The sequence below is a fragment of the Nocardia sp. NPDC056064 genome (assembly GCF_042266925.1).
GTDB lineage: Bacteria > Actinomycetota > Actinomycetes > Mycobacteriales > Mycobacteriaceae > Nocardia.
On the sequence record NZ_JBHJWO010000001.1, the window covers coordinates 76,283 to 89,554 of the forward strand.

At 67.8% G+C, this 13,272-nt stretch carries 13 protein-coding genes; 8 read left to right on the forward strand and 5 right to left on the reverse strand.

The window, feature by feature from the left end; genetic code table 11:
- Positions 1-53 precede the first annotated feature (53 nt).
- From ACFC06_RS00360 to ACFC06_RS00390, 7 genes are all read left to right on the forward strand, one after another.
- Positions 54-914, forward strand: a complete 861-nt coding sequence (locus tag ACFC06_RS00360) for an alpha/beta fold hydrolase (RefSeq protein ID WP_375935105.1) — start codon at positions 54-56, stop codon at positions 912-914.
- The gene (locus tag ACFC06_RS00365) at positions 911-1,933 is read left to right on the forward strand and encodes a VOC family protein (RefSeq protein WP_375925902.1); all 1,023 of its coding nucleotides are present in this window, start codon (positions 911-913) and stop codon (positions 1,931-1,933) included. Before ACFC06_RS00360 ends, ACFC06_RS00365 begins: the two co-directional genes overlap by 4 nt.
- On the forward strand, positions 1,930-3,684 hold the full coding sequence (locus ACFC06_RS00370; protein WP_375925905.1) for a bifunctional 3-(3-hydroxy-phenyl)propionate/3-hydroxycinnamic acid hydroxylase: 1,755 nt from the start codon (positions 1,930-1,932) through the stop codon (positions 3,682-3,684). Before ACFC06_RS00365 ends, ACFC06_RS00370 begins: the two co-directional genes overlap by 4 nt.
- Positions 3,681-4,499 carry a 2-keto-4-pentenoate hydratase gene (locus ACFC06_RS00375; RefSeq protein WP_375925908.1) on the forward strand — a complete coding sequence of 273 codons (819 nt, stop codon included), beginning with the start codon at positions 3,681-3,683 and terminating at the stop codon, positions 4,497-4,499. Before ACFC06_RS00370 ends, ACFC06_RS00375 begins: the two co-directional genes overlap by 4 nt.
- Positions 4,496-5,440 carry an acetaldehyde dehydrogenase (acetylating) gene (locus ACFC06_RS00380; protein ID WP_375925911.1) on the forward strand — a complete coding sequence of 315 codons (945 nt, stop codon included), beginning with the start codon at positions 4,496-4,498 and terminating at the stop codon, positions 5,438-5,440. The genes ACFC06_RS00375 and ACFC06_RS00380 overlap by 4 nt, the downstream gene beginning before the upstream one ends.
- On the forward strand, positions 5,437-6,447 hold the full coding sequence (gene dmpG / locus ACFC06_RS00385; RefSeq protein ID WP_375925914.1) for a 4-hydroxy-2-oxovalerate aldolase: 1,011 nt from the start codon (positions 5,437-5,439) through the stop codon (positions 6,445-6,447). The genes ACFC06_RS00380 and dmpG overlap by 4 nt, the downstream gene beginning before the upstream one ends.
- A gap of 97 nt (positions 6,448-6,544) precedes the next feature.
- Positions 6,545-7,189, forward strand: coding sequence for a TetR/AcrR family transcriptional regulator (locus ACFC06_RS00390; protein ID WP_375925917.1), 645 nt, complete (start codon positions 6,545-6,547; stop codon positions 7,187-7,189).
- On the opposite strand, the gene ACFC06_RS00395 is transcribed toward ACFC06_RS00390, so the two are convergent.
- The 3 genes from ACFC06_RS00395 to ACFC06_RS00405 all read right to left on the reverse strand — a co-directional run bounded on the left by ACFC06_RS00395 (position 7,146) and on the right by ACFC06_RS00405 (position 10,181).
- On the reverse strand, positions 7,146-7,793 hold the full coding sequence (locus ACFC06_RS00395) for a TetR/AcrR family transcriptional regulator (protein WP_375925920.1): 648 nt from the start codon (positions 7,791-7,793) through the stop codon (positions 7,146-7,148). The two genes, ACFC06_RS00390 and ACFC06_RS00395, sit on opposite strands and share 44 nt — an antisense overlap.
- 134 nt (positions 7,794-7,927) lie before the next feature.
- Positions 7,928-8,971, reverse strand: coding sequence for an amidohydrolase family protein (locus tag ACFC06_RS00400; RefSeq protein ID WP_375925922.1), 1,044 nt, complete (start codon positions 8,969-8,971; stop codon positions 7,928-7,930).
- A gap of 121 nt (positions 8,972-9,092) precedes the next feature.
- Positions 9,093-10,181, reverse strand: a complete 1,089-nt coding sequence (locus ACFC06_RS00405; protein ID WP_375925925.1) for an MlaD family protein — start codon at positions 10,179-10,181, stop codon at positions 9,093-9,095.
- 527 nt (positions 10,182-10,708) lie between these two features.
- On the opposite strand from ACFC06_RS00405, the gene ACFC06_RS00410 reads away from it, so the two are divergent.
- Positions 10,709-11,395: a hypothetical protein gene (locus ACFC06_RS00410; RefSeq protein WP_375925926.1), complete on the forward strand. Its 687-nt coding sequence runs from the start codon at positions 10,709-10,711 to the stop codon at positions 11,393-11,395.
- Positions 11,396-11,424: 29 nt separating this feature from the next.
- Here the strand turns inward: ACFC06_RS00410 and ACFC06_RS00415 are convergent, their stop codons facing one another.
- Both ACFC06_RS00415 and ACFC06_RS00420 read right to left on the reverse strand, forming a co-directional pair.
- Positions 11,425-12,090, reverse strand: a complete 666-nt coding sequence (locus ACFC06_RS00415; RefSeq protein ID WP_375925929.1) for a TetR/AcrR family transcriptional regulator — start codon at positions 12,088-12,090, stop codon at positions 11,425-11,427.
- Between the two features lie 142 nt (positions 12,091-12,232).
- Positions 12,233-13,213 carry an alpha/beta hydrolase gene (locus ACFC06_RS00420; RefSeq protein WP_375925932.1) on the reverse strand — a complete coding sequence of 327 codons (981 nt, stop codon included), beginning with the start codon at positions 13,211-13,213 and terminating at the stop codon, positions 12,233-12,235.
- Between the last annotated feature and the right edge of the window lie 59 nt (positions 13,214-13,272).

The following is a 13,272-nucleotide window of genomic DNA, read 5'->3' on the forward strand; positions in this document are numbered from 1 at the left end:
CAATCGAAGGTGATGATATTATCAACTTCACTGGGAGGTACATCGTGACAAGCATCGACAAGGGAGTCGACACCGGGCGCACGGTCCAGGTCGGCAACCGTGAGATCTACTTCACCGAGTTCGGGTCCGGCCCCGCGGTCGTGCTGCTGCACGGCGGCGGCCCCGGCGCGACCGGGCTGTCGAACTACTCGCGCAATATCGAGGCGCTGGCGGAGCACTTCCGGGTGCTCGTGCTCGACATGCCGGGCTACGGACGGTCGTCGAAGTACGTCGACCAGTCCGATCCCTTCGGCTACCTGGCGCGTGTGCTCGGCGAGTTCCTCGACACCTTGCAGATCGACTCGGCGCACCTGATCGGCAACTCCTACGGCGGGGCGGCGGCGCTGCGGCTGGCGATGGACCGCCCCGACAAGGTCGGCCGCCTGGTCCTGATGGGTCCCGGCGGCGTCGGTTCCACGCGCGCCCTGCCGACCGAGGGTCTGCAGGAGCTCCTCAACTACTACCGCGGCAGTGGTCCCAGCCGCGAGAAGATCATCCGCTTCATCCGTGAGTTCCTGGTCTACGACGGTGCGACGGTGCCGGACGAAGTGATCGAGGAGCGCTACCGGGCCAGCATCGACCCCGAGGTCGTGGCCAACCCGCCGCTGCGCCGGCCCTCGGGCCTGTTCGCCCTGCGCACGCTCTGGCGGATGGACTTCACCCGGGATTCGCGCCTGAGCGAGGTGGCACACCCCACGCTGGTGGTGTGGGGTGAGGACGACAAGGTCAACCGGCCGTCCGGGGGCAGGATGCTCGCCGAGACCATGCCCAACTGCGACCTGTACCTGGTCGCGCGCACCGGGCACTGGGCGCAGTGGGAGCGGGCCGACCTGTTCAACACCCTCGCGATCGCGTACCTGAAGGCCGAGCGATGAGCGGCCTCGCACCCGGCGACGGGTCGGTCTTCGGGGCGGTGCACCTGGGCTACATCGTCGTGGAGTCGGCGCGGCTGGGCGAGTGGCGCCGCTTCGGCGCCGACGCGATCGGTATGCACGTCGACGATGTCGACAACTCCACGCTGCGGTTCCGCCTCGACGAGCACGCGTGCCGTTTCCTGGTGGAGCAGGGCCCGCAGGAGGACGTGACGGCCGTCGGCTGGCAGGTCGACGATCACGAGACCTTCGACCGGATCATCGCGCGGGTGTCCGATCGCGGCGTGCCGATCTCCGAAGGTAGTGCCGAGGACGCGGCCCGCCGCGGTGTGGAGCGGCTGTGGCGGTTCGCCGGCCCCAAGGGGATCCGGCAGGAGATCTTCACCGTCCCGGTGACCACGCCCGAGCCGCTGCGCATGCTCAGCTCCGGGTGGGTGACCGGCGAAGCGGGCATGGGGCATGTCGCGATCGTGTCGAGGGAACCGGAATCACTGCGCGGCTACTACGAGACGGTCTTCGACTCCCGGCTCAGCGACTACATCGACGAGAACGTCTCCGGTCTCAAGCTCAAGATCCGGTTCCTGCGGGTCAACGAGCGGCACCACTCGATCGCGATCGCCAACATCCGCGGTGTGAAGATCGACCCGATCCGCACCCGCGTGCAGCACATCAACATTCAGTCCGGCTCGCTCGACGACGTGCTGGCCGCCTACGGGCGGGTCACCGATCTCGGGTTCCGGATGGCCTGGTCGGTCGGCCAGCACACCAATGATCGGGAGCTGTCCTTCTACTGCGTGACCCCGTCCGGATTCGAACTCGAGGTCGGCTGGAATCCGATCGTGTTCGGCCCGGAACGCGAATCGACGTGGGAGCCGACCACCTACCAGGGCATCAGCATCTGGGGTCACACACCGGTCGGCGAGACCGTGCTGGACAAGTTCACGCAGTTCCGGCAGGTCGTCCGGACCCTGCGGACCCCCGAGATCACAGTTCCCCAACTCAGCGGAGGCATTGCGCGATGACATCGTTCGACTACGACGTGGTAGTCGTCGGGCTGGGGCCCAGCGGGCTGACCCTGGCGAACCTGCTCGGCCGGCGCGGCGTGCGGGTCCTGGTACTCGAGCGCGAGCCGGAGTTCTACGGCTTGGCGCGGGCGGTGTACACCGACGACGAAGGCATGCGGATCTTCCAGACCGCCGGTGTCGCCGACGAGGCCTCGGCGCAGATGAACCTCGACTGCACCGTGCAGTGGGTGCGCCGCGACGGTTCGGTGCTCGCCCAGTTCAACCAGGTCTCGCGCCCGCTGGGCTGGCCGGTGGCCAACTTCCTGTACCAGCCCTACCTGGAGAACACCCTCGAGAACGCCCTCGAGCGCTACCCGCACGTGACGGTTCGCCGCGGCCGGGAGGTCCTCGGTTTCGACCAGGACGCCGACGGCGTGCTCGTGCGGCATGCCGAATGCCACGGCACCGGGTACGGCAAACACGCCGCCGACACCGATGAGGCCACCTCGGAAGAGGTACGGGCGAAGTTCCTCGTCGGCTGCGACGGGGGCCGCAGCGTGGTCCGCACGCAACTGGGCATCGACATGACCGGGACGAGCTACCCGGAACGCTGGCTCGTGGTCGATCTGATCGCCGAGGACGGTGTCGACGCGTTCCGGCATCTGCCCTACTTCAACTTCGTCTGTGATCCCGAGATGCCGACGGTGTCGTGTCCGCAACCCGGTGGGCACCACCGCTTCGAGTTCATGCTCACCGATGAGCAGACCAAAGAGGAGATGGAGGACCCCGAGCAGGTCCGCGGTCTCATCGCCCACTACGTCGATCCCGACGAAGTGCGGGTCCTGCGCAAGCTGGTCTACACCTTCAACGCCGTGGTCGCCGACCAGTGGCGTGAGGGACGCGTCCTGCTCGCCGGTGACGCCGCGCACATGACGCCCCAGTTCATCGGCCAGGGCATGAACGCCGGTGTCCGCGACGCCGACAACCTGTCCTGGAAGCTCGGCGCCATCATCCAGCACGGTGCCAGCCTCGATCTCCTCGACACCTACGAGACCGAGCGGCGGCCCCACGCCAAGGCGATGATCGATCTGTCGGTGCTGAACAAGAGCCTCGTCTCGGTCAACAACAGGCTCGCCGCCGGCGCCCGCGATGTCGCCCTGGCCACCGCGCTGAAGGTCCCCGGACTCAATACCTGGATCCGGGAGGCGAAGATGAAGCCGTCCCCGCGGTTCAAGCGCGGCGCCTACTTCGGGCTCCCGCGAAAGTTGACGCGCGGCGTCGAGGGCACGCTGGCCCCCCAGCCGGAGATCCGCACCTTCGACGGCCGCCACCAGCGCCTCGACGAAGCACTCGGCCTCGGCTTCGCCGTCGTCGGCTACGGTGTCGATCCGCGCGAGGGACTCAGTGTCGCCCAGCGCAATGCCTTGCAGATTCTCGGCACACAGTTCGTGACCGTGTACGCGACCGGTGGCCGTCCGCAGGGCGAGCCGGGCGATGCCCGGGTCGCCGCCACCGACTACGCCGACGTCGAGGACTACACCGGGGACATGGCCCGGTGGTTCGCCAAAGCCGGTGTCGCCCAGGGCGGCACGGTCCTGCTCCGCCCGGATCGATACGTGTTCGGGATCAGCGCGAAATCCGACGCGAGCGAGCTGGTCACCGCACTGCTGGTCCGTCTCGCCGTCACCCCCGCGATGCTGACCGCGAATCACAACCCCCTGCGCGTCGTGGCGTCCGCCGCGCCGAGCCCTCTGGAGGAAGCCCGATGACCACGATCACCAGCGAACTGCCCGCCGTCCTGGCCGCCGCCGAACGACTGGCGACCGCGACGCAGCTGGGCGTGCCCGTGGCCGCGGTGCGCGACCTGATCGGCGCCGACGACGTGGACCTGGCCTACGCGGTGCAGAGCCGGGGTACTCGCCGACGGATCGACGAGGGCGCCCGCGTCGTCGGGCACAAGATCGGCTTGACCTCCACGGCGGTGCAACGTCAGCTCGGAGTCGACCAGCCCGACTTCGGCGTGCTCTTCCACGACATGGACGCGGGCACGACGCCGTTGGCGCAGCGGCCCAGGCTGTTGCAGCCCAAGATCGAGGCCGAGCTGGCCTTCGTCCTCGGCGCCGACCTGACCGGTGACGACCTCGATCCCATCTCGGTGCGCGGCGCCATCGACTACGCCGCACCCGCGCTCGAGATCGTGGACAGCCGGATCGCCGGCTGGGACATCACCTTCGGTGACACCGTGGCCGACAACGCCTCGAGCGGCTGGTTCGTGCTGGGCGAACAGCGGCTCTCGCTCGATGACTTCGAGCCGCGTGAGATCACGATGGCCATGCGCATCGATGGCGAGATCGTCTCGCGCGGCAAAGGCGCGGACTGCCTCGGTGACCCCCTGCTGGCGCTGGCTTGGCTCGCCCGCACCGCCCAGGCCCTGGGAGACCCGCTGCGCGCGGGCGAGATCGTGCTCTCCGGCGCGCTCGGTCCGATGGCGCCACTGGTGCCCGGCGCGCGGGTCCACGCCGAACTGACACAGCGATCGGGGCCGCTCGGCACCGTCGACTTCACCCTGGAGGAACAGCGATGAGCCGCACCAAAGTCGCCGTCATCGGATCGGGCAATATCGGCACCGACCTGATGATCAAGGTCTTGCGTCTGTCCGACACACTCGAAATGGCCGCCATGGTCGGCATCGACCCGAACTCCGACGGGCTCGCCCGCGCCGGACGCCTGGGCGTGCAGACCACCTCTGACGGTGTCGAGGGCCTGATCGGGCTCCCGGATTTCGAAGACATCGAGATCGTCTTCGACGCCACCTCGGCGGGCGCGCACAAGGCCAACGCCGCCGCCCTCGCCCCCCACGGCAAACGCCTGATCGATCTGACGCCCGCCGCGATCGGCCCGTTCGTCGTTCCGGCGGTGAACCTCGACGAGCACGTGGACGCCGACAACGTCAACATGGTCACCTGCGGTGGTCAGGCGACCATTCCGGTGGTCGCGGCCATCGCCCGGGTCACCGCGGTGCCCTACGCCGAGATCGTCGCCTCGATCGCGTCGAAGTCCGCCGGCCCCGGCACCCGAGCCAATATCGACGAGTTCACCGAGACCACCTCGACCGCGATCGCCGCGGTGGGCGGCGCCCAGCGCGGACGCGCGATCATCGTGCTCAACCCCGCGGAACCGCCGCTGATCATGCGCGACACCGTGTTCGCGCTCATCGACACCGCCGACCCCGAGGTCCACGCGCGGATCAAGGAGTCGATCCTGGCCATGGTGGCCGACGTCGCCGCGTACGTACCGGGCTACCGGTTGAAGCAGGGTGTGCAGATCACGCCCGTCGAAGCCGGAGCTCCGCTGCGCACCCTCGTCGGCGACACTCCGGTCACCCACCAGGTCAGCGTCTTCCTCGAGGTCGAGGGTGCCGCCCACTACCTGCCCGCCTATGCCGGCAATCTCGACATCATGACCTCGGCCGCCGTGCGCGTCGCTGAGCGGATCGCGGCATCCACGAAGGAGAGTGTCCGATGAGCGCCGAAATCTTCCTGCAGGACGTCACCCTGCGCGACGGTATGCACGCACTGCGGCACCGCATCGATCCCGCCGGGGTCGCCCGGATCGCCGCCGCGCTCGATGCCGCGGGCGTGGACGCGATCGAGGTCGCCCACGGTGACGGCCTGCACGGCGGCAGCCTCAACTACGGGCCGGGCAGCCACACCGACTGGGAATGGCTCGAAGCCGCCGCGGGCGCGGTGCAGTTCGCCCGGCTGACGACCCTGCTGCTGCCCGGCATCGGCACCATCGAGGACCTGCGCCGCGCGTTCGATCTCGGCGTGCGTTCGGTGCGGGTGGCCACCCACTGCACCGAGGCCGACATCTCCGCCCAGCACATCGCCTACGCGCGCGAACTCGGCATGGACGTGTCCGGCTTCCTGATGATGAGCCACATGAACAGCCCGGAGGGTTTGGCCGAGCAGGCGAAACTCATGGAAACCTATGGTGCGCACTGCGTCTACGTCACCGACTCCGGCGGGCGGCTCACCATGAACGGTGTCCGCGACCGCGTCCGCGCGTACCGGAATGTGCTCGAATCCGGCACCGAGATCGGCATCCACGCCCACCAGAACCTCTCGCTGTCGGTGGCGAACAGTGTCGTCGCGGTGGAGGAGGGCGTGACCCGTGTCGACGCGTCCCTGGCCGGACTCGGCGCCGGTGCGGGCAATACTCCGCTCGAAGCGTTCGTCGCTGTCGCCGACCTGACCGGCTGGGAACACGGCGCGAACCTCGACCAGCTGACCGACGCGGCCGACGACCTGGTGCGTCCGCTGATGGATCGGCCCGTCCAGGTCGACCGCGAGACGCTGACGCTCGGCTACGCCGGCGTCTACTCGAGCTTCCTGCGCCACGCGGAGAACGCCTCGGCCACCTACGGCGTGGACGTGCGCACGCTGCTCACCGTCGCCGGTCAGCGAGGGCTCGTGGGTGGACAGGAAGACATGATCGCCGATATCGCGCTCGACCTGGTCGGCGATCACTGAGACTTCCGGCCCGCGCCGGCCGGAAGGTGACGCGGTCCCGGCCTTTGTCACAGGAGGCCGGGACCGCCGTCTCCACGAATCGGAAGACAGGTGTGCCATGACCGCCGCCGGTGTCAGGCGGTACGGCGGCCAGACCGTCGCGCAACGCAAGGCGCGACGACGGCGTCAGTTCCTGGACGCGGCCACCCGCATCTGCGCGGAGCGCGGCAGTTTCGGCTGCTCGCTCAGCGATATCTGCGAGTCGGCGGCGCTGTCGAAGCGGCAGTTCTACGAGGAATTCCACACGCTCGACGAGGTGCTCGTCGCGGCCTATGCCCGGATCCAGGACAGGGCGGCGGTCGCGGTGGCACGCGCGCTCGCGGACCTGACCGGGCCCGTCGAACCGGTCGTGGCAGTGCGCGCGGCCCTGATCGCCTATTTCGCCGCGATCGAGAGTGAGCCGTACGGCGCCGGGTTCGCCCTGCTCGAGGTGAGCGGTGTCGGTGAACTCGCACAGCAGCAGTGCCGGGCGCACGCCCACCGATGGGCGCGACACATCCAGGGCTTCCTGGCGGCTAGAGGTGCACGTCCGGCCGATGAGACCATCCGGCTGCTGACCGCGACGGTCAACGCTGTCGCGCGCGAAGGTCTGTCCTGTGCCCCCGAGCTGCCGCCGTCGAGCCTGGTCGAGCTCCTGACGAACATGGCGATGCCGGTGATCACGCGAGGGGCTTCGGCAGATCACTGGGCAGCGGATTCGTAGCCAGCCGCTCGGCGGCAGCCTTGGACATCCCGAACATGCGCAGCACCCGGCTGGTCACCTGATCGGTCAGCTCCCCGGCATCGGCGTCGGGCGTGCGATCCAGTAGCTGGAGCAGCCCCAGCAGCGCCCCACCGGCAGCCATCACGGCCATCTCGATATCCATCGGGTCGAACCGGCCCGCCTGCTGCGCGGCCGCGATGTCGCGGCGCGCGCGGGGAGCGAGGCCCTCGTCGCGAACGAGGATCGACGTGCCCGAGTGCAGGATCACGCGGACGCCTTCGGGAAAGTCGCGCTGCATGCGGCCCGTCATCCGGAAACTCACCGCGAACACCTCCGCCGGGTCCTCGTAGGCCGCGACCACGCCGTCGCGCAGCACGCCGTAGGTGTTCAGCACCGCGCGCACGGCTTCCTCGAACAGCTCGTCCTTCGAGGAGAAATGGTTGTAGAACGACCCGAATCCGACATCGGCGGCATCGGTGATCTCCTGGATGCTGACCGCGGTCCGCCCCTCGGCCAGCAGTGCGGTCGCGGCGGCCAGCAGCGCGTTGCGCGTGCGTGCCCGTCGCCGGTCCACCCGATTCCGTGTGATGGGTTCGGCTGTCATCGAACCTTCCTCCCCATGATGAGACGAATCGTTACTGACTAAACTATCAGATATGGGTCCGCATGGAAGATCGCTGTTCGCCGGTTCGACAGCGGAAACGCCGGGGTACCGCTGGCGCCGTCGTTCGGCGCGGCCTACACCCGGGGGGCGATGGCCCGCGCGATGCCTCGGAAGGCCTGGCGCCGAATCGTGCTCCGAACCCGGTCCAGCACCGGTGTCGCCGAGGTGACGGCGGGGGCGGCCCCGAAACGGGGGAACAGGGCGAGTGCGTTGACGCGCTCGACGGCACGCCGCTGTGCGTCGTCGAGGCCCGCGTAGGCGTCGAGGCCGCCGCCGAAGTAGAGCACCGCCGGATCGGGGGCGAACGGCCAGTCACTGCCGTAGAGGACATGGCCCGGCCGGGCGAACGAGAGCAGGCTCGGCAGCGCCGACGCGCTCGAGGACAGCGCGGTGTCGAAGTAGAACCCGGCGAACTCGTCGATCAGGTCGGCCGGGCTCACTCCGGTTTCGCTGAAGATGGTGAGCGCCAGCCGGTGGGCCGCGTAGGGAACGAAGCCGCCACCGTGCGACAGGATGAACTTGATGTTCGGGTACCGACGTCGAATCCCGTTGTGCACCAACAGGTAGGCGGCCCGGGTCGTGTCGAGGAGGAAGTCCGCGGCGAAGGGCAGGATCCCGGGAACCGACTCGCCGGGCAGGTCCGCCGGGTGCACCAGAACGACCGCGCGGCGGTCGTCGAGCGCGCGGAAGAGTTCGTCCTGGCCCTCGGCGCCGAGATAGACCCCGGCGGAGTTCCCGAGCAGCACCACTCCGTCGGCGCCGAGAGTGTCGAGGGCTCGTTCGGCTTCGAGCCGGGACGCTCGCACGTCGGGCATCGGCAAGGTGGCCATGAATCCGAGCTGCCCCGGGTGGGCGGCCGAGATCTCGGCGGAGTAGTCGTTGAGGGCCTGGGCGAGCGCCGTGGCCTCGGCGGGATCGGTCAGGAAGGTGGTTCCGGGTGTCGACGCCGACAGGATCGCCGAGCCGATCCCGGCGGTCGTCATCAGGCTCAGAGCCGACTCCGGCGACCAGTCCGGCAGTTCCCGGCCGCCCGGGGCGGTGATGCCGTGGCGGCGCAGCGCGTCGCGGTAGACCGGCGGGATCATGTGCTGATGCACGTCGATACGGTCCCTGTTCATCGGGTCCTTCCGTTCATGATGGCCACGGTGAGCGACTACACCACCGGCATGTATGTGATGATAGTATCAGTAGCGACGGCATACTATCTATAGTGATGAAAATGTCAGAAGCCTGACGCCGCTACTTCGTCAGCCCCAGCAGGGCGGCCGTGAGTCCGTAGTCGGGACCGAAGTCCTGCATGTTGCCGGTGCGGCAGCCGTCCGCGCGCATCTGGATCCGCTCGCAGAAGACGCTGATGATCTCGCCCGACAGCGCCGGCGCGACGAGCAGGTGCGTGCGGAAGTAGCGGCCGTCCTTGTCCATGGTTCCATCGAGGTTCTGCATCAGCAGTGGGATCAGGTCGACCAGTTCGATCATCGCGCCGGAGTTGGCGCGCAGCTGGTTGCTGACATTGGTCAGCCCGGTCAGCGAGGCCGACAACTCGTCGGCGTGGTCGGAGAAGGTGACCGAGGTGTTGGCCAGGAACGCGTTGAGCTGATCCAGAGTGGCCTGCAAACCGGGTGCCTGCTCGGCCAGCAGCCCCGACATCGCGGTCATCCGGTCGCTGAAATCACGCACGGACTGATCGTTGTCGGCCAGCATCGTCGTCAGCTCGTTGAGCTTGATGATGATGTTGGAGATGGCGTCCTTGTTGTCGATACCCACCTTCAGCGCGCCCGAGAGCGCGTCGAGGGTCTCGCGGATCTTCTGGCCGTTGCCGTTGAGCACCGGGTAGAGCACCCGACCCGAGAGCGGACCGAGTCCTTCCTGGCCCTCTTCAGGCTTCAGGGCCGCGGAGAACTGGTCGATGGTCTTGATCATCGTGTCCAGCTCGACCGGGGTCCTGGTGCGTGCCTTGGGCAGGTGGTCACCGGACTTCAGGGTGTCACCGCCGGTGTAGGGCGGGGTGATCTCGATGTGGCGGTCGGTCACGATCGAGGGCGAGATGATCGCCGCGATGGCGTCCTTGGGGATCTTGACCCCGGCGTCGACGGTCATGTGGACCTCGACGTAGGTGCCCTTGGGCACGATCTTGTCGACGGTGCCCACCGCCAGGCCGAGGACCATGATCTCGTTGCCCTCGTACATGCCTGCGATGTTCTCGAAATCGGCCGTGATCTCGGTGGGAGGCGTCGAGGTCGGCAGGGCGGAGCAACCGCTGAGAGTGAGGGCGGCTGCTCCGCCCACGACACACAGCCGGCGGAACCCGGCCATCTTTCTGCCCAGCATGAACAGGTCCCTCCGCGCTACGAGAAATGATGATGCGATCACAAATGATAGAAGCATCGCTCTGGTTTTGTGATGAAATCATCAAATATGCCCGAGGTGTCGGGCCTGGATCGGGATGACTCCCGTCACTCCTGACGCGGCATCGTTGCAGTTACTGGGATGAACCATCATTATTGATGAAACAGTCATAAACTATCGCCCGGTCGGCGCGCTGCATGCCCCGCACCGGCAGAAGGGACCGGGTCGAGATGTCGAACCTGCGGCGCGTAGTCGCCCTGCCCGCGGTCGGAGTCGTGTGCTCCGCGTCGCTGTTGATCTCCGGGTGTGGAATCGGCGTACCGGGAGGATCTCAGGACTCCGGTGCGAGCTCCACGGTCGCGACGTCGTCCCGGACGGCGAGCCCCGTCGCGGCGGACGTGGTCGCCCCGGAAGACGCCGGTCATCGGTGGGCGGCCGCCGGTTCGGCCGTCCTGACCCCCGGGATCCAGGCGAACACGCAGGGAGGCGGGCAGTGCACGACGAACTACGTGTTCGTCGACGACAGCGGCCGGGTCTACCTGGGCCAGTCCGCGCACTGCGCCGGAACGGGCGGATCCACCGACACCGACGGATGTACGACCACCAGCCAGCCGCTCGGCACCGCGGTCGACTTCACCCGCCGTGGCTCACTCCGGTCCGACGGCACCACCATCGGCACCGGTCGGCTGGCCTACAGCAGCTGGCTGACGATGCGGCAACTCGGCGAAGCGGACCCGAATACCTGCGCGTACAACGACTTCGCGCTGATCGAGATCGACCCCGGTCTCATCGATCAGGTCAATCCGAGCGTGCCGTACTGGGGCGGTCCCACCGGTCTCAACACCACCGGCACGCCCGAGGGCGACCACGTCTACAGCTATGGCAACTCGAGAATCCGGGGTGGCCTCCCTGGGTTGTCGCCGCAGCGAGGTGAGAGCTTGGCCGATGACAGCTCACTCGGCGGGTGGACCCACGCCCTGAAATCGCCGACGCCGGGCATCCCGGGTGACAGCGGAAGCGCCTTCCTCGACGCCGAAGGACGGGCGGTGGGCACGCTCTCGACATTGGGCCTCGGGTTGCCCATCATCAACAACGTCGGCGACATCAGCCGCGAGCTCGCTTACGCGCGAGCGCATTCCGGGATCTCCGGACTGCGCCTCGTGCTCGGAACCGAAGAGTTCGACCCGAACCGGTGACATCTGTCCCGGCCGGACCGGGTGTGGGTCTACTCGCCGGCCCCGAGGGGTAGATCGGGGTCGGCGGGCAGCTGGGGGAGTGGTCCGGAGCTGAGGCGCTGCGCGGTTCGCTTGTTCACGCCGAACATGCGCAGGGCTCGATACGCCATGTCGTCGGCCAGCGCGGCCGCGTCGGCATGCGGATCGGCGTCGAGCAGTTGCAGCAGTCCCAGCAGCGTTCCGCCCGCCGCCATGACGGCCAGATCGGGATCCATCGGTTCGAAGCGCCCTGCCTCCTGGGCGGCCACGATGTCCTGACGGGCACGCGGCGCGAGACCCTCGTCGCGCAACATGACCCCCATGCCGGAATTCAGGACGACGCGCACCATCTCGGGAAGTCGGCGCTGTAGCCGTCCGGTCAGCCGGAAGCTGACCGCGAAGACCTCGGCCGGGTCGTCGTAGCGAGCCACGACCTGGTCGCGCATCGTGCTGTAGACGTTCAGCGCGGACCGCACGGCCTCGTCGAAGAGCTGTTCTTTGGAGTCGAAGTGGTTGTAGAAGGAGCCGAAGCCGACGTCGGCGGCGTCGGTGATCTCCTTGATGCTGACCGATGACTTGCCCTCGGACAAGAACTTCCGCGCAGCGCCGAGCAGCGCGTTGCGCGTGCGTTCCCGGCGACGATCGGTCCGCGTGGGTGTGGTCTGCTCGGCTGTCATCTGCCCTCCACCTCGAGTTGCCGCAGCAATCATAACTGATCGGATATTCAGTACCGATGCTTGCGTGGCTCGTGGTGTGGGGTGGCGGTCGCTGTGGGCCCGGCCTGGCACCCACAGCGACCGGCCGGCGGGAAGGGTCGGCTCAGCCGATGGCGCCCGACAGGACGGGCAGCATCTTCACCACCTGGGCTTCCCAGTACTTCCAGGCGTGGACACCCGAGGAGGGGAAGTCGTAGGTCACGGTGGTGGCGCCCAGTGACTTCATGCGTGTCTGGAACGACCGCGAGTTGGTCAGGGACAGTGTCTCGAGTGCCGAGCCCTCCGCGGCCTGCTTGCTGGGTTCCCCGACCTCGGACGGCACGCCGTTGGCGGCCGACACCCACAGCTTGGTCCCGTTCCGGATGAGAGTGGGGGCGAGGAACATGGGATCCATCCACTGCCATTTGTCGGAGGTCGGCGAGCTGATCATGCACGAGATGTTGTACCCACCGGCCTTGACCATGGCCGCCGAGATCGCCCCACGCATGCCAGGAGCCGACGGGTTCAGATATCCGGACAGAGACGCGGCATAGCTGAACTGGGCCGGATGATGAGCGGCCAGCGCGAACGCGGCGCTACCACCCATCGAGAGTCCGATGACACCGTTGCGGGTCGGGGACAGGCCGAGCCGTTCGTGCAGGGCGGCGGGCAGGACCCGGGTCAGCAGGGTCTCCCAGGTGTAGGTGTAGGACTTGCCCGGCCCGGTGTCGGTGTCGGGTGCGGAATCGCCCGCGATTTCGGATACGGCGCCCTCCGGAAGGTACGACGGGCGGTCCCAATCCATATAGAAACTGGATTGTCCACCGATCGGCAGCACGACATTGATGTTGTTCTCGGTCAGTGTCCTGGCGACCTCGGTTTCGATCTCCCAGCCGTTGAGGTCCTCACGTGCCCACATTCCGTCGAGGGCGTAGACCACGCGCTGGGTGTTGCCGTCGGCCGCGCGGAATACGCGGGTCTTGACGGGGCCCATATCGGAGTCGACCCAGAAGTCGACGCCGGCCGGATCGAACGCGGCGCTCGCGCGCGGTGTCGCTACGAGCAGTAGCGCGAGTGAGGCGAACAGGGTCAGCCACAATGTCATTCGGGAGAGCGCGATCAACGCTTCGTCTCTTTCCAGGGGTTGTCGGAGCCAGTTCGATA

Bases quoted from the DNA above. Each gene is read 5' to 3' on its own strand.
- ACFC06_RS00365 (WP_375925902.1), top strand. From the start codon at position 911: ATGAGCGGCCTCGCACCCGGCGACGGGTCGGTCTTCGGGGCGGTGCAC.
- ACFC06_RS00370 (WP_375925905.1), top strand. From the start codon at position 1,930: ATGACATCGTTCGACTACGACGTGGTAGTCGTCGGGCTGGGGCCCAGC.
- ACFC06_RS00375 (WP_375925908.1), top strand. From the start codon at position 3,681: ATGACCACGATCACCAGCGAACTGCCCGCCGTCCTGGCCGCCGCCGAA.
- ACFC06_RS00380 (WP_375925911.1), top strand. From the start codon at position 4,496: ATGAGCCGCACCAAAGTCGCCGTCATCGGATCGGGCAATATCGGCACC.
- dmpG (WP_375925914.1), top strand. From the start codon at position 5,437: ATGAGCGCCGAAATCTTCCTGCAGGACGTCACCCTGCGCGACGGTATG.
- ACFC06_RS00390 (WP_375925917.1), top strand. From the start codon at position 6,545: ATGACCGCCGCCGGTGTCAGGCGGTACGGCGGCCAGACCGTCGCGCAA.
- ACFC06_RS00395 (WP_375925920.1), bottom strand. From the start codon at position 7,793: ATGACAGCCGAACCCATCACACGGAATCGGGTGGACCGGCGACGGGCA.
- ACFC06_RS00400 (WP_375925922.1), bottom strand. From the start codon at position 8,971: ATGAACAGGGACCGTATCGACGTGCATCAGCACATGATCCCGCCGGTC.
- ACFC06_RS00405 (WP_375925925.1), bottom strand. From the start codon at position 10,181: ATGCTGGGCAGAAAGATGGCCGGGTTCCGCCGGCTGTGTGTCGTGGGC.
- ACFC06_RS00415 (WP_375925929.1), bottom strand. From the start codon at position 12,090: ATGACAGCCGAGCAGACCACACCCACGCGGACCGATCGTCGCCGGGAA.
- ACFC06_RS00420 (WP_375925932.1), bottom strand. From the start codon at position 13,213: ATGACATTGTGGCTGACCCTGTTCGCCTCACTCGCGCTACTGCTCGTA.